This window comes from Natrinema zhouii (assembly GCF_013456555.2).
Lineage (GTDB): Archaea > Halobacteriota > Halobacteria > Halobacteriales > Natrialbaceae > Natrinema > Natrinema zhouii.
In genome coordinates this window covers 3232842-3251495 of record NZ_CP059154.1, presented here as the reverse complement: position 1 = coordinate 3251495, position 18654 = coordinate 3232842, and the positions used below count along the sequence as shown (strand labels likewise).

Genomic DNA, 18654 nt, shown 5'->3' with positions numbered 1-18654 from the left:
CGGACTGATACGGCTGCAGACGTACCGGTATGTATACGATTGTAGCAGCGGGGATCCGAACCCTGCCGACGAGAGCCGAGGGCATCGTCCTGCGTCGGGAGCGCTACGTCTATTTGCGCTCGGTTCCAACCGGAATTCGTGCAACTGGTCGGCTACCACTCGAGCGGGAACGGTTCAGCACTGGTGGTGAGCGACGCCGACGGGGAGCTCGATCACCGACCGCTCGAGGCCGGCGAGGACCTCGCGTACTCGCTCGGGGATCGACACTGCGCCGGGACGATCGACGAGGAGGGGACGCACGTCGCCTGCGATCAGCCGTCGGCCCCCTACTGCGAATACCACACGAGCACGTGGGTCTGCGCCCGCTGTACCGGCACCTGTCTGAAAGACGAGATGGACTGTTACGAGGAGCACGCGGTCTACATCGCGGCCTTCGCCCCCGACACGTTCAAGGTCGGCGTCACCAAACACCGGCGGCTCGAGACCCGGCTGCGCGAACAGGGAGCCGATCGCGCAGCCCACATTCACACCGTCTCGAACGGTCGGATCGCCCGCGAGATCGAGGCCGAGATCGCCCAGCGGCTGGTCGATCGGGTCCGGACGCCGGCGAAGGTCGCCTCGCTAGCCGCGACGGTCGACGAGGCAGCGTGGGCGGACGTGCTGGCGGAGTTCGACGTCCTCGAGCGGTTCGACTTCGACTACGGGATCGACCTCGAGGCCCGCCCCGTTCGCGAGACGATCGCCTCGGGGACTGTTGTCGGCGTGAAAGGACGGTTGGTCGTGCTCGCAAACGGCGGCACGACCTACGCCGTGGACATGCGTGATTTAGTTGGCCACGACCTCAAGGAGGGGCCGTCGAATCGCGATCTGCAGTCGTCACTGGGATCGTTCGGGTAACTTTCTACAGGGAGATGACGATCTTCGATTGACGAATTAGAACGGTGGGAAAGAGCGTTCTGCTATCGTGGCTGCACGGAATCGCCACACCCTCCCCAGCCGATTTCTCCTCACGGGCGCTCCGCGCCCGTCTGCTCACGGGCCGACGGCCCGTTCGCATGGTCTGCGAGACCGGAGGTCTCGCACTATTCGGATGGTTCGTGGGACCGTCGGTCCCACGCTAACGCTCAGTCACTTCGCTCCTTCGCTCATCCACTGTCAGAGCACGCTCTGACAAGCTACTGAAAATCGGAGATTTTTCGCATCACGAGACGTCAAAGCCGTCTCGAACGACTTCGCTCACAAGTTCGCGAAGACCTCGCACGGCTTTGAGCCGCGGCTCACAGTCTGTTCGCGGTTCCCTGCGGTCACCGCTCACACTATCGAGGCCGTCACTTCGTTCAGGCCTCGCAGTTCGCCGCGGCACAGCGTGCGCCACCGCACGTCGGTTACTCCATCTGAAATGACAGGTGTCTCTCTACCAAGCGTCATCGAACCAGGTCTTGAGTAAGGCTGTAGACTCGATCACCGAATCACCAGTGGGTTTACGGGCCGATTCCCTCGAGTGGAACCGCCGCCTCACAGTTCGGACACGAGGCATACTCGTCGGATCCCGTGTAGGTCCAGCTCTTGCCACACTCGTGGCAGGTCAGTTCGACCGATTCCGGCGAGTCGTTGGTATCAGACAGGCGTCCGCGAAGCCGTTCGACTGCGGCCGCGAGGTCGTCGACCGTCGCGTCGTCGACCGGTATCCCGTCTGCAGATTCGGTCTCGGTGGCATCGTCGTCGAGTACGACGAGTCGATACGTCTCGGTGTCGTCGCTCGAGCTATCGACGACGGCGTATGGTCCCTCGCTGACGATCGGTTCTCGAGCGGGGTTGTCGCCGGCCATATGATCGCTACCGGGGCCGCCCGGTTGCATCTTCTGCAGGCAACGATCGATGACCCGTCGACGGTCGGGCCGCCGTGCTCATTCGAGACATGGCAACCCTTTTCCCCGCCGCTACAGAATCGGATGGTATGACGGACGAAAACGACTCCCCCGACGGAGACGACGCAAGCGAAGGTAGCGAGGAGAAATCCTTCCGCGAGCGAGTCGAGGAGATCCGCGAAAAACGCGCCGAAGAGGGAGAAGGCGAGGGCGAGCCCCCCGAAAGCCCGTTCGGCGGCGGTGGCGGCGGCGGCCCCGGCGGCATGGGCGGCGGCGGCAACCCGTTCGCTCAGATGATGGGCGGTATGATGGGCGGCGGTGGCGGCCCCGGTGCCGGACCAGGCGGCCCGGGCGCTGGTCCCGGCGGCCCCGGCGGACAGGACGAGAGCAACGAAGAACTCGTCCGCGAAGTCCGACAGATGCGCGACGAACTGCGTGACCAGACTCGCGCGCTCAAGCGCATCGCCGACGCGCTCGAGGACTAGTACCGGTCTCACCGTCCCGTTTTGTCGTCTATCCGTATCGACGAGCGACGCGAGAACTGTGTCATGAGCGGCTCCCGATTCGGCAGCGCTTACTGTCTAACCCGGAGTCGATCCTGATCGTCGTACCGAAAGCCGGCGTCTTCGAACGCCATTCGTGCCGCGTTGACGTTCACTTCGCCATCAGTGCCCAGAAACGGCGTCTCGGGGTCGCTGCCGTCCCACTCGAGGCTCTCGGGCACCCACTCCTCGGTGACTGGCGTCGCGACGGGTCGTGCGTTTCCGTGGAACACATCCTCGACCAGCCATTCCTTGTCGATCAACTGTGCGAGAACGCGCCGGAATCGCGGATTGCTAAACGGTGCACTCCGTGCGTTGAAGCCGAGGAAGTAGAACGTCCACGACGGCGACTCGATTAATCGACCGCTGCCGGACCGGTCGACTTCGTCGATGATGTGCGACTCGAGTGCCGACATCGTAACGTCTGCGTCGTCGCCCTCGACGGCCTGAACCGCGCTCTTCCCGCTCGGGACGATTCCGATCGAGAACTCTTCGACGGTCGGTGCCGGAAGCTCGATGTCGTCCTCGAGCGTAAAGTGGGAGTCGAACCGCTCGAACGTGAGTTGCTCGCCTTCGGTTCGGTCCACGAACTGGAACGGTCCGCTCCCGATCGGCTCGGTATTGTCCGTCACGACCGCCCTCGTGGTCCCCTGGGAGATGCTGACACCGCCAGGCCCCCTGGCGTCGGTTGCGCGGTCGCGCCAGATGTGTTCGGGGAGTATCGGGACGAGAAGGGCGCGTTCACCGACCGTCTGGTTCGTATCGACCGAAATTTCGAGGTGATCGTTCCCCAGGACGTCGACCGTTTCGACGGCCTCGACTTGTCCGCGAAACCGGGGTGCAGGCGAGGCACCCTCGTTGTTTCCGAGGGACATGTCTGCGAGGAACTCGTACGTGAACGCCACATCGCTGGCGGTGACCGCTTTGCCGTCATGGAACTCGCAGTCATCTCGCAGCCAGATATCGAGCGTATCCCCGTCCCAGTCCAACGACTCTGCGAGCCACGGGTGAACGTCACCAGTGGGGTCGTCCGTCGCCAGCGAGTCGTAGAGCAAGTCAGTAATCGTTCCGCGACCGCGATAGTCGGCCGCGAGGGGATTGAGGTTTGCCGTCGGTCTGGAATCCGTTTGGGTGGCGCGTAGCGTCTCGACGCCGGCCGACGGCTCGAGACCGAGATAGCCGCGACGAGTCGCGAGGTGGTCTTCGCTCCAGCCGGCGAACCGATCCGTTCTGACGGCCCGGTGTTCATCGGGGACGCAGATCGGAATGAACGGCTGTTCGACCGCAATCGCCTCAAGGACGTTCGTGACGGCCCGCTGGCGCACCTCGCCTTCAGTACGGCGTTGCTTCTCGAGGAGGTTGTCGACGATCAGGTTGGTGTAGCCGAAGGGGTTCTGCCACCCCGATTCGTCGGTGTACAGCGAGTGCAACGCTTCATAGAGGTAGTCGGGATCGGTTCCGCCTGGGTGGCGGCCGATGCAGATGTCGAACTCGTGGTCGTACAGCACCGTCCGGTGGAAGTCGATGTCCGACCGGACCCTGTAGGAGACGTCGATCCCGACGGATTTGAACGCACGTTCCAGTTCGTTCGCGATCCTGATGCACGCTCTGTCGCTTTCGTCGGGGAGGGTGGTGATCGTTAGGGAGAGTTGGTCGATGTTGTCCCGGGTAACGAAATCCTGCAGTCGTTGAATGCAACCGCTGGTCGAGACCGTCAGACCGGCGGTCGCTGCCAGCGCGGCCCGACGGCTGATGGAGGTGCCGTCAGTGTCGCGGCTGCTGCGTTTTGGGGCGGCCCGTCGTCCGATCATTTTGGTCGTCTCCTAGTGTTACTCGCCACGATATAACAGCATTATGTTCTCAGAAGGTATGAGGGGGTAACCACGGTCCTGTCGACAACGTGTGCGGTGTGGAAAATCCGTCGACGGAGCCGGATGGAGAGCCCTGGCTTCAATCGTGTTCCTGCAGCCAGGGGAGTCGCTCCTGCAGCCAGGGGAACCGATCGCCGAGCATCTCGGCTAGCTCCTCGAGCGACCAGCGGTCGACGAGCTGGTCCGAGAGGGCGACAGAACCGGCGGCGAGCACCAGCCCTGCCGTAACGTCGAGTCCCCAGTGGATGCCGAGATACATCGTCGAAATCGCGACGCTGATTGCTAACACGATTGCAACGGGAACCCACCTCGGAAACGCTGCCCGCGTCTGCCATGCGAACGCCGCAACGGTCGCCGAAAGCGACGTGTGGAGCGACGGGAAGACGTTGGTGCTAGCGTTGACCTCCTGCGTGAGAAACTGGTACTGCGGGTTCGTATCGTACAGCATTCGCTCCGTGAGTTCGGCAGGCATCACGTTCCGGGGGCCGTACGCGATGACGGCGATATACAGGACCAATCCGATCGCGTAGTTGAGTGCGTAGGCCGTCAGTAGCCGACGAAAGATCCGTGTATCGGAGAGCGTAAAGTAGGCGATAATCGGGAAGATCAGCAGGAACGTGTAGCCGTAGATGTAGATCGACGAGAAGTACGCCGACATCTCCGCCGTCTGGATCGACTGGAAGATCAGGATAAACTCCCCTTCGATCTCGTAAAACGCCCACGTCAGACGGATCCCGACCTCCCGCGAAAGCTTCGGTGCCGTCTGTCGGGCGACCCGGTTGATCAGTAACACGACGAGCAACACGGCGACTACCGGGGCAACGGTCCGGAGTCGACTTCGCCACTCCGTGCGCGTTTGAGCCAGGCGCTCACGGCCGATGAAGAGGATGATCGACACCGGCACCAGAATCGCGATTACAATGACAAGCTGCGTCAGCACCTCGGCAAGCATTGGGACCTAGTTGCCTCCAAGCAACCGACCGTTATCATCGTACCGGAAACCGGCTGTTTCGAACGACGCTTTCGCCGCTTCGACGTTGAGTTCTCCGTCCGAACCGACGAACGGCATTACGGGGTCTTCGCCGTTCCACTCGAGGCTCTCGGGCACCCACTCGTCGGTGACCGGCGTTGCGACGGGAGTCGCGTTCCCGTAGAACACCTCTTTGGCGATCGCTTCCTTGTCGATCAACTGCGTGATCGCGCGTCGGAAGTGCGTGTTGCTGAAGGGCGCGTTGCGGACGTTGAATCCGAGGTGGTAGAAGGTTTGTGAGGGGGTTTGCAACCGTTCGATGTCCGAAGTGTCGGGAATTGCTCCTATCGTATACGCGGCGAGGACCGAGGCCGTCACGTCCGCACTGCCGCCGGCAACCCGCCTGATCGACGATGCGCTGCTGGGGTCGATATCGAATCGGAGTTCGTCGACGGTCGGCTCGGGGAGCTCGTTGTCATCTCGGAGTGTAAAGTGATCCTCGTATCGGGTAAGCCGGAGCTCCTCGTCCGCGGTTCGACTGTCGAACTGGAAGGGACCGCTTCCGATGGGTGGGATGTGGTTCCCCGTGACGGCGAGCCACCGCCCTTGTGGAGCTGTGAAGTCACCGCTTGACGCCCGTCTGTCTACCAGATCGTGCCAGTAGTGTTTTGGCAGGATCGGTACGGTAAACGCCCGCTTGGCGGTCTCTCGACTGCCGTTGAAGGAAAATTGCAGTTCGTACATCCCATCGACAGCGTCGTCGTCGATGGAAATATTGTCAATCACGTTGACGTGGCCCTGATACCGCGGTGCTGGTGACGAGGTAGGTGTTCGTCCGAGTGACGTATCCTTGAGGAACCGATAGGTGAAGGCGACGTCCTCGGCGGTCAGTGGCTCACCGTCGTGGAACTGGCAGTCTTCGTGGAGGGTGACTGTCGCGGTCAGGTTCGACTCTGGGTCGCTGTCGTCCGGCTCCGTCCAGTCCCAGGACTTGGCCAGCCATTGCTCCACCTCGCCGTTGTTGACCGTTGCCAGCGAATCGAAGAGGAGGTCGATCGTCGTATTGCGCTCTCGCATCGTCGCCGAGAGCGGATTGAGATTATTCGTCGCGCGAGCATCGTTCTTGAGCGCGTGCAGCTGATTGACGCCGTCGGCCGGTTCGAGACCGAGATAGCCGTGACGGGTACTGAGATCGGCCTCGTCCCAGCCGTCGAAGCGCCCGGCTCTGGCGACACGATGCTCGTCGGGCATACAGATCGGGTCGAACGGTTTCTCCTGTGCCAGGGCTTTCAGGACCGACTGGACTTTTTGTATTCGGTCGTCGCCCTCGGCTCGTCGCTGTGCGTCCAGCAGCGCATCGAACGCCCAACTGGTGAAGCCGAAGGGATTCTGCCAGCCGGATTCGTTCGCGAACGTCGAGTGGAGCGTCTCGTAGAGGAAGTCGGGATCGTAATCGGCAGGATGGTGGCCGACGTAGATATCGAAGTCGTGTTCGATCAGAACCGTTTCCAGTAGCTCCGACCGCGACCGCATATCGAGTGAGGTCGCTATACCGACTTTCTCGAGGTTCTTCTCGAGGCGGCGGGCGATCTGGATGCCCTGTCTGTCTCCTTCCGCCGGAATCGTCGTGATAGTCAGGGATAGCTGGTCGTTGCCGGTTCGACTGACCACGCTCCGTACGTTATTGAGACAACCGCTCGTCGCGATTGCTGCCCCTGCTGCGCCGGCAGCTAGGAACGACCGCCTGCTAGTGCCGTCCTTAGAGGGAGTGGGGGACCAATTCATACGGATATGTAACACCTCCTATCATGTGATATATAATAATACTACGTATAATAACCGAATACGTGTCACAGTAAAGAATCTTTCTACTCGTGGTATCTCCACCTTGAATGTGTGTCCGGCTGTTCAGAAGCTATCTTACGGGATATAGTTCCAACTAAAGCGGTTTAGACGTTGTACAGTCTACGTTTCTCGCTCGCGTCGCTCACTCCGAATCGCGCTCCTGTCGTGTGGTCGGGGAGACGCTGACGTTCGGTAGCTACTATTCCCGACGATGAATCGACCCCGGTTGCGGAGCGCAACATCAATAGGTCAACCAGCGAAACGGTAGGTATGGACGTCGCCGTCGAACGGATCGAACGGCTTCACGACCTCGCTCGAGCGGCGGCAGCGGACGGCGACGCCGACCGGGCCCGCTACTACGTCCGTCTCGCGCAGCGGGTTGCAGAGCGAAACCGACTCACACTACCGCGAACGTTTCGCCGGTTTACGTGCGACCGGTGTGATGCGTATCTCCGGCCGGGGGCCAACGCCCGCGTCAGATTGCAGGACGGTCACGTCGTCGTCACCTGCGATTGCGGTGCCCACGCGAGATATCCGTACGACGACTGAATCGCGGCATCACAGACTATCCGTCGCCCGTCCGTATCGAATCGAGAAGATTGAAACCGCGTCCCTCCCTTACCCGGGTATGGACCAACAGGAACTCAAGCGCCGCGCACACGACCTCGACGTCACCGTCTGGGTCGGCAAGAGCGGTATCGAAGCCGTCGTCGACGAACTCGACGACCAACTAAACAACAGGGACCTCGTGAAGGTGAAGTTCCTACGGGCCGCCCGCGCCGGGAGTTCGACCGAGGAGAAAGCGGCTGATCTCGCCGAAGACGTCCACGCGGAGCTCATCGATACGCGCGGACACACCGCAGTATTGCATCGATGAACGGCGGTTCCGTCACCCCCCTTCAGAACGGGAGTACGGGCCTCGGACTGATCGGTGAGGCGCTCGAGGACGCGTGGCTCACTCCGGCTCAGGCCGACATGGCCGAGGGGGCGATCCGATTCGTCGTCGCGCTCGCGGCGATCTGGCTGATCGGTCGGCTGGTACTCGTTCCGCTGATCAGGCGAGCCCTGGACAGGCGCGAGCTGGACGAGCACGCCCAGAATCCGCTCCTATTGATTACGCGGTTCGGGGTCGCGTTCCTCGCGCTCGCGGTCGCCTTCGGCTTCGCCGGCTTCGGGAACTTCCTCGTCTCGATGGCCGGCATCGCGGCGGCCGGCGCGCTCGCCGTCGGGCTCGCGATGCAGAACGTCATCTCGAACTTCGTCGCCGGCGTGTTCATCTACACGGACAAGCCGTTCCGCATCGGCGACTGGATCGAGTGGGAGGACGGCACCTACTCGGGCACCGTCGAGGACATCAGCCTCCGCGTCACCCGCGTACGAACGTTCGACAACGAACTACTCACGGTTCCCAATTCGGCGCTCACCGAGGGCGTCCTCAAGAATCCCGTCGACGCCGACAAACTCCGACTGAAATTCGTCTTCGGGATCGGCTACGACGACGACATCGAGCAGGCGACCGAGATCATCGTCGACGAGGCCGAGCGCCACCCCGACATCATGGACGACCCCGAACCCTCCGTCCGCCTGACGGAACTGGGCGACTCCGACGTCGGCCTCCAGTCGCGGATCTGGATCTCGAACCCGTCCCGTTCCGACTTCGTTCGAACCCGCGGGGAGTACGTCACCGCGGTCAAGGGACGCTTCGACGAGGAAGGGATCGACATCCCCTACCCCGTCCGGACGCTCGAGGGCGGACTCGATCTCGAGAGCGGTCAGAGCGTCGTCCAGCCGGCAGAATAGTCGCGGTGAGTGTGATGGACAGCCGTCTCACCACTCCTCGACCGTCGCGTTTTCCGGCGGTTCGAACGCGAACGTCTCGTCGTCGAGACCGGTGTTGAACGCGATCGACTCGAACTGTTCGGTCATGACGATGCGCTCGCCGTTGGGCTCCTCGAATACGACTCGCTCTTTGAGCGGGTAGTCGTATTCCGTGTCGATCCACAGCGTCTGTTCGACGGTCTGCAGTTCGCCCGACGGATCCGGATCGCTCGTCTCGAGGGCGTAGACGTACTTGGTATCGCCGACGATCGCCGAAATACCCCGCTCGACGGTCTCGTTTTTCGCTTCGGCGTCGAGAACGTGTGCGTCCCGGCCCGCGATCTGCTCCGTGCCCTGGTACTCGAGCTCGTACTTTTCGAGTTGCTCGTCGGCCATCTCGGCTCGGTTCGATCGAACCCGTTCACTGTCGAACGGCTCGTCCGGTTCGAAGTGCTTGGCCACCTGTGAATCGGGGAAATACAACCAGTTCATCGTCGCGTTCGACACGTAGGTGCTCGCGTCCACGGCGGGATCGGATGCATCGAGCACCTCGGTCCGCTCGTCGACGTACGGTCGTTTCTGAACCCGAACGGGTTCCGTGATCGTCACGGAGCCGTTGGTCACTTCGCTCGTCCGATTCCCCTGCACGTCTTCGAGATCGTCGGCGTGAACGAACGCGCCTTCGAACACCGCTTCGGGATCGGGGTCGTCGGGATCGTCGGGATCGCTCGAGGGGGAGTCAAGGGCAATGCAGCCACTGAGGAGAACACCCACGACGATGACTCCGAGAACGGCTGCGAATCGACGAGTCGTCATTAGTGTACTCCTTTAGAAGAACTGACGTAAGTTTTTCCGTTATCGTGTCCGGATGGAGGTCCGACTGGTGTCTCGAGTTGGATCACACAATCAGTGGCCGGGAGCGCGGCTCGAACGACAGTGAGAGTCGCGCGACTCGGGGGAGGGCAGGCGGTTACCCGGTACCGACCGCGAGCGACCGAACGCGCGGCGCGAAGCGCCGCGGAAAGACGAGCGGCCAACGGCCGCGAGTCAGGGAGCGAGCGGGCCGACGACCGATGTGAGTGAAACGAACGGAGGGAGGAGTGCTTTTGATCGACCTTTTACCGAATGAGCGCGGCGCGCAGCGCCGCTGCTCATGCAGAGTAAAAGGTCGGTATGAATGCGGACAACCGCGGTTGCCCGGCGTTCCGACCGGGGGAATCTCGGTTGCCTTCTCCACCCCGCAACCCGTCGAGCGACAGGTGTCCGGCGGTCCACTGCTCGCTTCCGCGCCTGATGGGCTGTCGCCGACTAACCACGATGGGGCGTCCCTGCGGACGGCCATCGTAGACCGCTGTCCCCGACGGACGAGGCTTCTCTGTTGGCTCCCGAGGCCCCGGTCGGTCTGACCGGACGCCCGCGGTGTTCGGTCCCCGCTAATGACCATAGCGCGGGTGACGAGCAGGGCCAAACTGCCCGACCTAGTCCAGTTCACGATAGGCGATCGGTACTTATGGGCCTTTCGTCTCAGCGCGCTCGAGTGCGCGGCGGCCGACTCACCGAGCGCGCCGTGATCGGCCGCCCGTACCCGTTACCGATTCGACGTCTGGACGGCCGATCACTGGGCGGAGCAGCGACTCGAGGCCGCTCATTCGGCTTCGGTTTCGGTCTCGGCACCCTCGAGGACCTCGTTGAAGTCGCCGGCCCGCGGGCCGGATTCGAACTCGGCGGCCGATTCGGGCGAGACCTCCTCGAGCGCGCGCTCGAAGTGATCGGCCGTCAGTTCGATCGCGTCGACGTCGCGCTCCTCGCCGGTCGCCTCGGCGCGGACGTGTTCGCGGACGGCGATCGTCGCGGCCTCGCGGCAGACGGCCTCGACGTCGGCACCGGTGTAGCCCTCCGTCTCGGCCGCGAGGTCATCTAGATCGACGTCGTCCGCGAGGGGACGGTCCTGGGTGTGGATCGCGAAGATCTCGCGGCGAGCGGCTTCGTCAGGTTCGTCGACAGAGACGTGGCGATCGAGCCGACCCGGTCGGAGGAGCGCGTCGTCGATTAGCTCGGGCCGGTTCGAGGCCGCGATGACGACGACGTCCTCGAGGGCCTCGAGCCCGTCGAGTTCGGTCAGGAGCTGTGAGACGACGCGCTCGCCGACGTTGGAGTCGCCGACGCTGCTGCCGCGCTCGCTCGCGATGGCGTCGATTTCGTCGAAGAAGACGATCGTCGGCGCGTTCTCGCGGGCCTTGCTGAAGACCTCGCGGACGCCCTTCTCCGATTCGCCGACGTACTTGTCGAAGAGCTCGGGGCCCTTGACCGAGATGAAGTTCGACTGGGACTCGTTGGCGACCGCCTTCGCGAGCAGGGTCTTGCCGGTACCCGGCGGGCCGTGCAACAGGACGCCCTTCGCGGGCTCGAGCGCGACTCGTTCGTAGGCGTCGGCGTGTTCCATCGGCCACTGGACGCTCTCGCGCAGGCGCTCTTTCGCCTCCTCGAGACCGCCGACGTCCTCCCAGCTGACGTCGGGAACCTCGACGAAGACCTCGCGCATCGCGGAGGGTTCGATCCCCCGCATCGCGCTCTTGAAATCGGCTTCCGTGATCTCGATGGCCTCGAGCGCCTGCGCGTCGATCTCCTCGGACTCGAGGTCGAGTTCGGGCCGGACCCGCCGCATGGCGGTCATCGCAGCCTCCTTCGCGAGGTTCTCGAGGTCGGCACCGACGAAGCCGTGCGTGGACTCGGCGTAGCGCTCGAGGTCGACGTCCTCTGCCAGCGGCATGCTGCGGGTGTGGATCTGGAGGATCTCCTCGCGGCCCGCGGCGTCGGGGACGCCGATCTCGATCTCGCGGTCGAACCGGCCGGGCCGGCGCAGCGCGGGGTCGATGGCGTCGACGCGGTTGGTCGTTCCGATGACGGTGATCTCGCCGCGCTGCTCGAGGCCGTCCATCAGGCTGAGCAGTTGCGCGACGACGCGGCGCTCGACGTCGCCCTGGACGTCCTCGCGCTTGGGCGCGATGGAGTCGAGTTCGTCGATGAAGACGATCGACGGCTCGTTCTCGGCGGCCTCCTCGAAGACGTCGCGGAGCTGTTCCTCGCTCTCGCCGTAGTACTTCGACATGATCTCCGGGCCGGAGATCGTCTGGAAGTGGGCGTCGATCTCGCTCGCCACCGCGCGGGCGATCAGGGTCTTGCCGGTCCCCGGCGGGCCGTGCAGCAGGACGCCCTTGGGCGGCTCGATGCCGAGCGCTCGGAACAGCTCGGGGTGGCGCATCGGCAGCTCGATCATCTCGCGGACCTGCTCGAGTTCGTCGTCGAGTCCGCCGACGTCCTCGTAGGTGACGTCCGGCGGCTGGCCGTCCGTGTCGTCGCCGGCCTCGAGCGGGCCGGTCGCTTCGACCGAAAGCTCGTCGGCATCTCGCTCAGTTACCTCGACCGCAGTCTCACCGCCGACGACCACGGAGCCGCTCGGTTCGGTGTCGACGACGGTGACCGGCAGCCGCCGGCCGGAGCGCGTCGAGAGGAGGCCGAAGCCCAGCGACAGCGAGAACGTGTCGCCGGGGCTGACGGCCCGTTCGGAGAGTTTATCCTTGAGATACGAGCCGACGTCGCCCTGAATGCGAACGTTTTCGGGCAGCGCGAGCGTGACCCGCTCGGCCGGTTCGACATCGGCGGCCTCGACGTCGACTGCGTCGTCGATTCGGACGCCGGCGGCCTGTCGAAGCTGGCCGTCGATGCGGACGATACCCCGTCCGGTGTCCTCGCTGCGGCCCGGCCAGACGCGCGCGACGACGCGCCCCTCCGGCCCCTCGAGCGCGACGAACTCGCCGCTCGAGACGCCGAGTTCGGCCATCATCTCGCGGTCGATCGCGGCCAGACCGCTGCCTGCGTCCTTCCGTTTTAGCGGCTTGACGCGGAGTCTCATGGTCGTGAATTGGGGTCGTGCTGGTCGTGATGGATACCGCTCGCCGACGCGTTCGAACGCGTGAACGACGGAATCAGGACAGGGACCGACCGATCGACGCGTGCGGAACGTCAAACGCGCCGACAGAGAGGTGGTTCACCGGATGGACCCGGGAAGCGGTTCACCGGTGGTGAGCGCGGAGGCGAGGGAGGTCGGTTCGACCGTCCCGAGTCGGGGAGCGATTAGCCCTCGAGCGGGATCCGCTTCCCCTGGGTGGTCGACTCGGCGGTCGGCAGCCGGACCTCGAGGACGCCGTTGGTGTACTCGGCGCTGATCTCCTCGTCGTCGACTGTCTTAGGGAACCGGAACCGACGGTGGTAGGTCTTCTTGCGCCCGCGGTTCTCGTCGGCGTGTTCGGCGGCGATGTTCAGGACGCCGTCGTCCCACGCCAGCTCGATCTCGTCGGTCTCGAAGCCCGGCATATCGATCGTGAGGACGAACTCGTCGTCCTCTTCGTACAGTTCGTAGTCGCTACCTCCGGTGTCACCGAATAGCTGGGGCGGGAGGTCGAGGCCTTGCATCCACGTGCTCGGTGGGCTCGCTCGCACCATGGCTGTTCACCTCGAGTTCAGTTGGTGATTGTCCACGGTTCGTAATAAACCTGTCGGTTCATGAGATGGTGTGACGAACGAGTCAGACTGCTCGAGGAGACGATCACGATTCGAACACGCTCTCGAGCGCGAGAGAGGAAAAGGCCCATTAGCTACCCGACACATCCTTCGGTATGGGACTCGGCAGCACCGCAAAGAAGATTCAGAGCCTCTCGGATCGGGCCGAGGCGATGTACAAGCAGGTACAGAAACTCCAGCAGCGGATCACCGGACTGGAAGAAGAGATGGACGAGACGCACGAGACGGTCACGCGCATGGACCACCAGCTCACCGAACAGCGCGCACTCTTGCTCGCGATGGCCGAAGAACAGGGGATCAACGGCGAGGAGATCCTGGCTGACGCGGCGATCGAAGAAGCCGAACTCGAGGAAACGGCCGACGCCGAGAACGCTAAAAATACGGAAAACACCGAGAGTTCCGGCGAATCGGCGACGAATTCGAACGCGACGACCGAGGCGACCGCCGGCGACACGACGGTCGAATAGCGACTCGGGACTCCCGAGGTCGCGTCCGTTCGCGACCCCGGTCTCTGACTCCTCGTCAGGACAAGAGCTAACAGCGGGGGCACCTTCTGCCAGCACGATGACGACCCACGAGGAGCCGGCGGACTCGGTCCTCGAGACGATCGGCCGAACGCCGCTCGTCCGGTTGCAGGACGGGCCCGCGGACGTGCCTATCTATGCGAAACTCGAGACATTTAACCCCGGAGCCAGCATCAAAGACCGAATCGGTCGCTACATGCTCGAGCGAATGCTCGAACGTGGCGACGTGCCACCGGGCGGAACGATCATCGAGCCGACGGCCGGCAACACGGGGATTGGGCTGGCGATCGCAGCCGAGCAACTGGGGCTCGAGTCGATCTTCGTCGTCCCCGAGCGGTTCAGCGTGGAGAAACAACAGTTGATGGCGGCGCTGGGCGCGGAGGTCATCAACACGCCGACGGACGACGGCATGGACGGTGCCATCGCGCGTGCTCACGAACTCGCCGCGGAACTCGACGATGCGGCCGTCCCCCAGCAGTTCTCGAATCCGCTGAATACAGAGGCTCACTACGAGACGACTGCACCCGAAATCTTCGAGGCGCTCGACGGCCGGGTCGGTGCAGTGGTCGCCGGCTGTGGCACCGCCGGCACGCTCATGGGAATCGCTCGCTACGCCCTCGAGCAGAACCCGGAAACGCACATCGTCGCCGTCGAGCCCGAGGGATCGGTGTACGGCGAACTCCTCGGCGAGGACCGCGCGGAAGACGAGTACAAGACCGAGGGGATCGGCACCCACGACACCGCGACCAACGAACTGTTCGAGCCCGAACTGGTCGACGCGGTCGACGCCGTCTCGGACCGCGACGCCCACGCGGAACTCAAACGGCTCGCTCGCGAGGAGGGCCACCTGGTCGCCTCGAGCGCGGGGGCCGCGAGCGTGGCTTCGAAACGGGTCGCCGAACGGATCGACGACGGCGACCTCGAGGTCCCCCACGAGACGGTCGTGACGGTCTTCCCGGACTCGAGCGAGCGCTACCTCTCGAAGGGGATCTATCGCTCGTTCGAGGAGTGGACATCGTGATCGGTGTCGAATCCGGTCCGGCGGTCAGGAAGCCGTCGAACAGAACCGCACAGCGATCGAGCGAGGCAGGGCAGTGATCGGGTCACTAACCAGTACACTCTTTTGAGTTCCCCGGAAGAAGTGGGTATGAGCCGGCTGTCGGACGCTCTCCAGTCCGAAGCGGACGTGAACCCGTCACCTGCCCTTCGGTCGAAAGTCGACGCCTACGCCGATCAGGGCGGCCTGTTGGGTGCGTTCACGTACTTTTTCACCGTTCTCGAGACCGACGACGGGGACCTCGCTCAAACGCTCGCGTCGATCCCGACCGACCTCTTCGTCGCGAGCGCGCTCCACGACGACGTGATCGACGAGGCCGACGGGTGGGGCGCGGACCGCAAGCGGCGGCTGAACGAGCACGTCTCGGTCGGCGACCTCGCCTTCGCGAACGTCACCGCTACTGTCGCTGAGACACCGGCTAATGTCGATCTGCGCCCGGTACTCGAGACCGTCCGCGAAATCGGAACGGGTCAGCTCGCAGAGGAGACGTTCGACGCGACGACGGCGACCGTCGACGATGCGATCGCTCGCAGCGAGGAACGCGGCGGTATCTGGGGCGAACTCGCGGTCGAGATCATCGCGGCTACCGACCGGTATTCCGATTCGCAACTCGAGCAGCTGCGGACGATCGCAACGAACGGCCTGTTCGTGTTGACCGTCATCGACGACCTCGCGGACCTCCCAGAAGACATCGAGAACGGCGTCGCGACGCTGCCGCTCGTCTGCTTCGACGGGGATCCCGAGGAGTACCGCTCGACCGAGGCGTTGGTCGAGGCCATCCTCGCGTCCGACGTTCCCGACCGACTCGAGGAAATCATCGCCCAGCGCCAGGCCGAAATTGATGCCGCCGCGTCCGACCTGTCCGCCTCGCTCGACCGATCGAACGAGACACTGCCCGCGGCCGCCGCTCGAGCGCTGACGTGGTACTGCGAGTCGGTCTGTTCGGTTCCGGTCGCCGAAACCGTCCCATCGGACCAGCAACGAGACATCCGCGATCGACTGACGGGCGACGAACGCTTGACGCGTCGCTACGTCGCCGATCTCGTCGAAGAATACCGGTATCCGGCTGCCGTCGACGCCGACGAAATCGCTTCGACCGTCACCGAACTCCCCGACGAACCGGTCGTTCAAACAGTGATCCGACTGCGACACCTCGAGTCGATCGTCGACGAGATGATGCACACGACGCTCGACGGCGCGCTGGCCGAGCTTCGGGCGCCATCGGCGTCGGTCTCGTAATCGGATCTCTTCTCTCAGGCCACCAGATTCCGGTGCTGGACCTTCATACACCGATCCTGGACGACCGTTCGGCCGGCGGTCTCCGCGCGGGCGGCCGCCTCGTCGTCGCGAATGCCCTGCTGGGTCCAGATGACGCGCACGTCGTCGCGCTCGAGCGCTGCGTCGACGATGTCGCCGACCTCGTCGCTGGGCCGGAAGATACAGACGACGTCGATCGCTTCCTCGACGTCAGCGAGGGAGTCGTACACCTCGCGGCCGAATATCTCGTCGGCGAACGGGTTGACCGGAATCACGTCGTAGCCGTGCTCGAGCAGGTACTTCGGCACGTCGTGGGCCGCCTTTCCAGGCGTGCTCGAGCAGCCGACGACGGCGATCGTGTCGTATCCGAGAATCGTCTCGAGTTCGTCCGCGGATTCGACTGGCATACCGCAGCGTAGGCGCTCGAGCAGTAAACGTCTCGGGGTTGCGGTGACGGGAGTGAGTAGCGGCGTCGATGGAAAACGCCGCGATAGACACTCTACGTCGAAAAACCGGCCGTCCGAATTGTCGGCTCCTCACCGTCGCTCGTTTCCTCGAGTTCGATGACGGCGTCGAACAGCTGTTTGAGCGTGTTCATCGTCTGGTCGTCGTGTGCCGTCGAGTCGATGACGTAGACACCCAGCGCGTCTGCGCTCTGGATTCGACCCGTGAAAACGTGGAGGAATCGGAAGACGGTCTGCAGGTCGGAGTACATCAGTAGCGTCGAGACGGAGTGCAACAGGACGCGATTCTCGGTGAGCCCCCGCGCTTCGTAGAACTCCTGGAGGAACTCGGAGAGTTTGATCCCGATGCCGGTCATGTCGACGGGCGAGGACGCGTATTTGATCCGCGGATCGTCGTCGATCGTTCCGATGCCGCGCTGTTTCGTCACGCAGTCGACGACGCCGATATCCGGCTCGACGCCCTCGTCGACGCGGTCGGTGAAGCTCTCGAGGACCTTATCGGCGCTGTCCTTCGTGGTAACGACGATCGAGCCGTCGCCGCGGTTCGCGCCGCTCGCGAGGATTTCGAAGGCGATCCGTCGTTTCCCCGTCAGTGGCGGGCCCGCAACGAGTACGTTCGTCCCCGGATCGAGTTCGGCGTCCGGAAGGACATCTGCGAGGTCATACATACGGAATACTCACATCCATCGCCGTGGCAACGAGGTGCTACCACAACTCACTCCGGTAGCCGGTGTGTTGTATGAAAATACGCGAAGCTGCTTATAGTACTTTTGATTAATATACACTGATCCTTGTTCCGTTGTACCACACAGTGAGGCGCTCGTCACAACTGCTCTCGTGCGCTATCGGAGCAGTGGCACCGCGAGCGCGGCGCGTCCGACGATAAACGCCAGTGCGGCGAGAAACATGCCGTACTTGAGATGCGATTGGCCGGCGGTCGGGTTCTCGAAGCTCTCGTAGGCGGCGAGGAGCATGACGGCATCAGCGGGGACGACGACGAGCAGGTACGCGACCCCGAACTCCTCGCGGAGGTAGGGAACCGGACTGGCGACGACGGCCGCCACGAGCAGGACGGCCGCGACGGCGAGCGCTCGGCGTTCGCCGATCGCGATCGGGAGCGTCTGCAGCCCCTCCTCTCGGTCGCCCTCGATGTCCTCAACGTCCTTGATGATTTCGCGGGTGAGGGTGGCGATCGCCGCGAGCACGAAGAGCACGGCCGCCGGGCCGATCTCACCCCCGTCGATGGCCGCCGCGCCGAAGAGGAACGTACTCCCGACCAGGTAGGCGACGAGTGCGTTGCCCAGCCCCGGGAGCCCCTTGAAGACCTCGGTGTATGCGATCAGCGCGAGGAGATTGACGGCTGCGATACCGATCGCCAGCCGGGGCAAGGTCAGTGCGAGGGTGATCGCGCCGACGAAGAGAACGACACTAAACGTCAGCGCGCCGCGCGGACTCACCGCACCGCGAGGGATCGCTCGCTCGGGCTGGTTGATCCGGTCGATCTCTCGATCGAAGTAGTCGTTGATCGCGTTGCCCGCACCGACCGCCAGCGCGGTGGCGCCGACCGCGGCGACGACCGCTGTCGGTTCTTCGCCCACGCCGCCGGCGACGAACGCGCCGATGAATGTCAGCACGCCCGCCGCGATCACGTTCACCGGCCGCGTCAACTCGAGCAACCCGCGACCAGTCTCCCCGACAGTCATACGCGGGAGTGGTCATGCGGGCTGGTTAAACGGTGCGGTCCGCCGCCGAGGGGCGGTGCGATACGGCTATCTGAAACGGTTTTCGAGCAGGCGACAGTGAACCCGAACTGGAATCACTCGCGAACAGAAGGAGGGAAGTCGACCGCTAGCGGAA

Annotated in this window: 18 protein-coding genes and 1 other RNA gene; 8 read left to right on the top strand and 11 right to left on the bottom strand. The window is 63.7% G+C overall.

What is annotated here, in order from left to right:
* The first annotated feature begins 138 nt into the window (after nt 1-138).
* Complete coding sequence (locus tag HYG81_RS34900; RefSeq protein ID WP_180840760.1) at nt 139-897, top strand: DUF2797 domain-containing protein; 759 nt, start codon at nt 139-141, stop codon at nt 895-897.
* A gap of 584 nt (nt 898-1481) precedes the next feature.
* Here HYG81_RS34900 and HYG81_RS34895 read toward each other — a convergent pair.
* On the bottom strand, nt 1482-1829 hold the full coding sequence (locus HYG81_RS34895) for a hypothetical protein (RefSeq protein ID WP_180840759.1): 348 nt from the start codon (nt 1827-1829) through the stop codon (nt 1482-1484).
* Between the two features lie 128 nt (nt 1830-1957).
* On the opposite strand from HYG81_RS34895, the gene HYG81_RS34890 reads away from it, so the two are divergent.
* The gene (locus HYG81_RS34890) at nt 1958-2353 is read left to right on the top strand and encodes a hypothetical protein (protein WP_180840758.1); all 396 of its coding nucleotides are present in this window, start codon (nt 1958-1960) and stop codon (nt 2351-2353) included.
* A gap of 89 nt (nt 2354-2442) precedes the next feature.
* Here HYG81_RS34890 and HYG81_RS34885 read toward each other — a convergent pair whose 3' ends face one another.
* The 3 genes from HYG81_RS34885 to HYG81_RS34875 form a co-directional block, all read right to left on the bottom strand.
* A complete protein-coding gene (locus HYG81_RS34885) occupies nt 2443-4221 on the bottom strand; it encodes an ABC transporter substrate-binding protein (protein ID WP_180840757.1) in 1779 nt (592 codons plus the stop codon).
* A 139-nt stretch (nt 4222-4360) separates the two neighbouring features.
* Nucleotides 4361-5233 carry a phosphatase PAP2 family protein gene (locus tag HYG81_RS34880; RefSeq protein ID WP_180840756.1) on the bottom strand — a complete coding sequence of 291 codons (873 nt, stop codon included), beginning with the start codon at nt 5231-5233 and terminating at the stop codon, nt 4361-4363.
* Between the two features lie 6 nt (nt 5234-5239).
* Nucleotides 5240-7036, bottom strand: coding sequence for an ABC transporter substrate-binding protein (locus tag HYG81_RS34875; RefSeq protein WP_180840755.1), 1797 nt, complete (start codon nt 7034-7036; stop codon nt 5240-5242).
* A gap of 330 nt (nt 7037-7366) precedes the next feature.
* Between HYG81_RS34875 and HYG81_RS34870 the strand changes: the two genes are divergently transcribed.
* The 3 genes from HYG81_RS34870 to HYG81_RS34860 all read left to right on the top strand — a co-directional run bounded on the left by HYG81_RS34870 (nt 7367) and on the right by HYG81_RS34860 (nt 8896).
* Nucleotides 7367-7645: a ribonuclease P protein component 4 gene (locus HYG81_RS34870; RefSeq protein WP_180840754.1), complete on the top strand. Its 279-nt coding sequence runs from the start codon at nt 7367-7369 to the stop codon at nt 7643-7645.
* 79 nt (nt 7646-7724) lie between these two features.
* Nucleotides 7725-7973 carry a YhbY family RNA-binding protein gene (locus HYG81_RS34865; RefSeq protein WP_180840753.1) on the top strand — a complete coding sequence of 83 codons (249 nt, stop codon included), beginning with the start codon at nt 7725-7727 and terminating at the stop codon, nt 7971-7973.
* The gene (locus tag HYG81_RS34860; RefSeq protein WP_180840752.1) at nt 7970-8896 is read left to right on the top strand and encodes a mechanosensitive ion channel family protein; all 927 of its coding nucleotides are present in this window, start codon (nt 7970-7972) and stop codon (nt 8894-8896) included. Before HYG81_RS34865 ends, HYG81_RS34860 begins: the two co-directional genes overlap by 4 nt.
* Nucleotides 8897-8923: 27 nt before the next feature.
* Here the strand turns inward: HYG81_RS34860 and HYG81_RS34855 are convergent, their stop codons facing one another.
* The 4 genes from HYG81_RS34855 to HYG81_RS34840 form a co-directional block, all read right to left on the bottom strand.
* Nucleotides 8924-9730 carry a LolA family protein gene (locus HYG81_RS34855; protein ID WP_180840751.1) on the bottom strand — a complete coding sequence of 269 codons (807 nt, stop codon included), beginning with the start codon at nt 9728-9730 and terminating at the stop codon, nt 8924-8926.
* Between the two features lie 361 nt (nt 9731-10091).
* An RNA gene (ffs, locus tag HYG81_RS34850) (signal recognition particle sRNA) lies at nt 10092-10403 on the bottom strand.
* Nucleotides 10404-10559: 156 nt separating this feature from the next.
* On the bottom strand, nt 10560-12827 hold the full coding sequence (locus HYG81_RS34845; protein ID WP_180840750.1) for a CDC48 family AAA ATPase: 2268 nt from the start codon (nt 12825-12827) through the stop codon (nt 10560-10562).
* 221 nt (nt 12828-13048) lie between these two features.
* Entirely contained in the window at nt 13049-13417 is a 369-nt protein-coding gene (locus HYG81_RS34840) for an Hsp20/alpha crystallin family protein (RefSeq protein ID WP_180840749.1), read from the bottom strand.
* A 173-nt stretch (nt 13418-13590) separates the two neighbouring features.
* Between HYG81_RS34840 and HYG81_RS34835 the strand changes: the two genes are divergently transcribed.
* The 3 genes from HYG81_RS34835 to HYG81_RS34825 all read left to right on the top strand — a co-directional run bounded on the left by HYG81_RS34835 (nt 13591) and on the right by HYG81_RS34825 (nt 16315).
* Nucleotides 13591-13962: a DUF5798 family protein gene (locus HYG81_RS34835; protein WP_180840748.1), complete on the top strand. Its 372-nt coding sequence runs from the start codon at nt 13591-13593 to the stop codon at nt 13960-13962.
* 97 nt (nt 13963-14059) lie between these two features.
* A complete protein-coding gene (locus tag HYG81_RS34830) occupies nt 14060-15040 on the top strand; it encodes a PLP-dependent cysteine synthase family protein (protein ID WP_180840747.1) in 981 nt (326 codons plus the stop codon).
* Nucleotides 15041-15166: 126 nt separating this feature from the next.
* On the top strand, nt 15167-16315 hold the full coding sequence (locus HYG81_RS34825; RefSeq protein WP_180840746.1) for a class 1 isoprenoid biosynthesis enzyme: 1149 nt from the start codon (nt 15167-15169) through the stop codon (nt 16313-16315).
* Nucleotides 16316-16329: 14 nt separating this feature from the next.
* On the opposite strand, the gene HYG81_RS34820 is transcribed toward HYG81_RS34825, so the two are convergent.
* The 3 genes from HYG81_RS34820 to HYG81_RS34810 form a co-directional block, all read right to left on the bottom strand.
* On the bottom strand, nt 16330-16740 hold the full coding sequence (locus HYG81_RS34820; RefSeq protein ID WP_180840745.1) for a CoA-binding protein: 411 nt from the start codon (nt 16738-16740) through the stop codon (nt 16330-16332).
* Between the two features lie 92 nt (nt 16741-16832).
* Nucleotides 16833-17465, bottom strand: coding sequence for an RAD55 family ATPase (locus tag HYG81_RS34815; RefSeq protein WP_180840744.1), 633 nt, complete (start codon nt 17463-17465; stop codon nt 16833-16835).
* 174 nt (nt 17466-17639) lie between these two features.
* Nucleotides 17640-18500: a geranylgeranylglycerol-phosphate geranylgeranyltransferase gene (locus tag HYG81_RS34810; protein ID WP_180840743.1), complete on the bottom strand. Its 861-nt coding sequence runs from the start codon at nt 18498-18500 to the stop codon at nt 17640-17642.
* Nucleotides 18501-18654: the final 154 nt, after the last annotated feature.

Excerpts from the sequence above, each read along its gene's own strand:
- HYG81_RS34895 (WP_180840759.1), bottom strand. The coding sequence starts at position 1,829 with ATGGCCGGCGACAACCCCGCTCGAGAACCGATCGTCAGCGAGGGACCA.
- HYG81_RS34890 (WP_180840758.1), top strand. The coding sequence starts at position 1,958 with ATGACGGACGAAAACGACTCCCCCGACGGAGACGACGCAAGCGAAGGT.
- HYG81_RS34885 (WP_180840757.1), bottom strand. The coding sequence starts at position 4,221 with ATGATCGGACGACGGGCCGCCCCAAAACGCAGCAGCCGCGACACTGAC.
- HYG81_RS34880 (WP_180840756.1), bottom strand. The coding sequence starts at position 5,233 with ATGCTTGCCGAGGTGCTGACGCAGCTTGTCATTGTAATCGCGATTCTG.
- HYG81_RS34875 (WP_180840755.1), bottom strand. The coding sequence starts at position 7,036 with ATGAATTGGTCCCCCACTCCCTCTAAGGACGGCACTAGCAGGCGGTCG.
- HYG81_RS34870 (WP_180840754.1), top strand. The coding sequence starts at position 7,367 with ATGGACGTCGCCGTCGAACGGATCGAACGGCTTCACGACCTCGCTCGA.
- HYG81_RS34865 (WP_180840753.1), top strand. The coding sequence starts at position 7,725 with ATGGACCAACAGGAACTCAAGCGCCGCGCACACGACCTCGACGTCACC.
- HYG81_RS34860 (WP_180840752.1), top strand. The coding sequence starts at position 7,970 with ATGAACGGCGGTTCCGTCACCCCCCTTCAGAACGGGAGTACGGGCCTC.
- HYG81_RS34855 (WP_180840751.1), bottom strand. The coding sequence starts at position 9,730 with ATGACGACTCGTCGATTCGCAGCCGTTCTCGGAGTCATCGTCGTGGGT.
- HYG81_RS34845 (WP_180840750.1), bottom strand. The coding sequence starts at position 12,827 with ATGAGACTCCGCGTCAAGCCGCTAAAACGGAAGGACGCAGGCAGCGGT.
- HYG81_RS34840 (WP_180840749.1), bottom strand. The coding sequence starts at position 13,417 with ATGGTGCGAGCGAGCCCACCGAGCACGTGGATGCAAGGCCTCGACCTC.
- HYG81_RS34835 (WP_180840748.1), top strand. The coding sequence starts at position 13,591 with ATGGGACTCGGCAGCACCGCAAAGAAGATTCAGAGCCTCTCGGATCGG.
- HYG81_RS34830 (WP_180840747.1), top strand. The coding sequence starts at position 14,060 with ATGACGACCCACGAGGAGCCGGCGGACTCGGTCCTCGAGACGATCGGC.
- HYG81_RS34825 (WP_180840746.1), top strand. The coding sequence starts at position 15,167 with ATGAGCCGGCTGTCGGACGCTCTCCAGTCCGAAGCGGACGTGAACCCG.
- HYG81_RS34820 (WP_180840745.1), bottom strand. The coding sequence starts at position 16,740 with ATGCCAGTCGAATCCGCGGACGAACTCGAGACGATTCTCGGATACGAC.
- HYG81_RS34815 (WP_180840744.1), bottom strand. The coding sequence starts at position 17,465 with ATGTATGACCTCGCAGATGTCCTTCCGGACGCCGAACTCGATCCGGGG.
- HYG81_RS34810 (WP_180840743.1), bottom strand. The coding sequence starts at position 18,500 with ATGACTGTCGGGGAGACTGGTCGCGGGTTGCTCGAGTTGACGCGGCCG.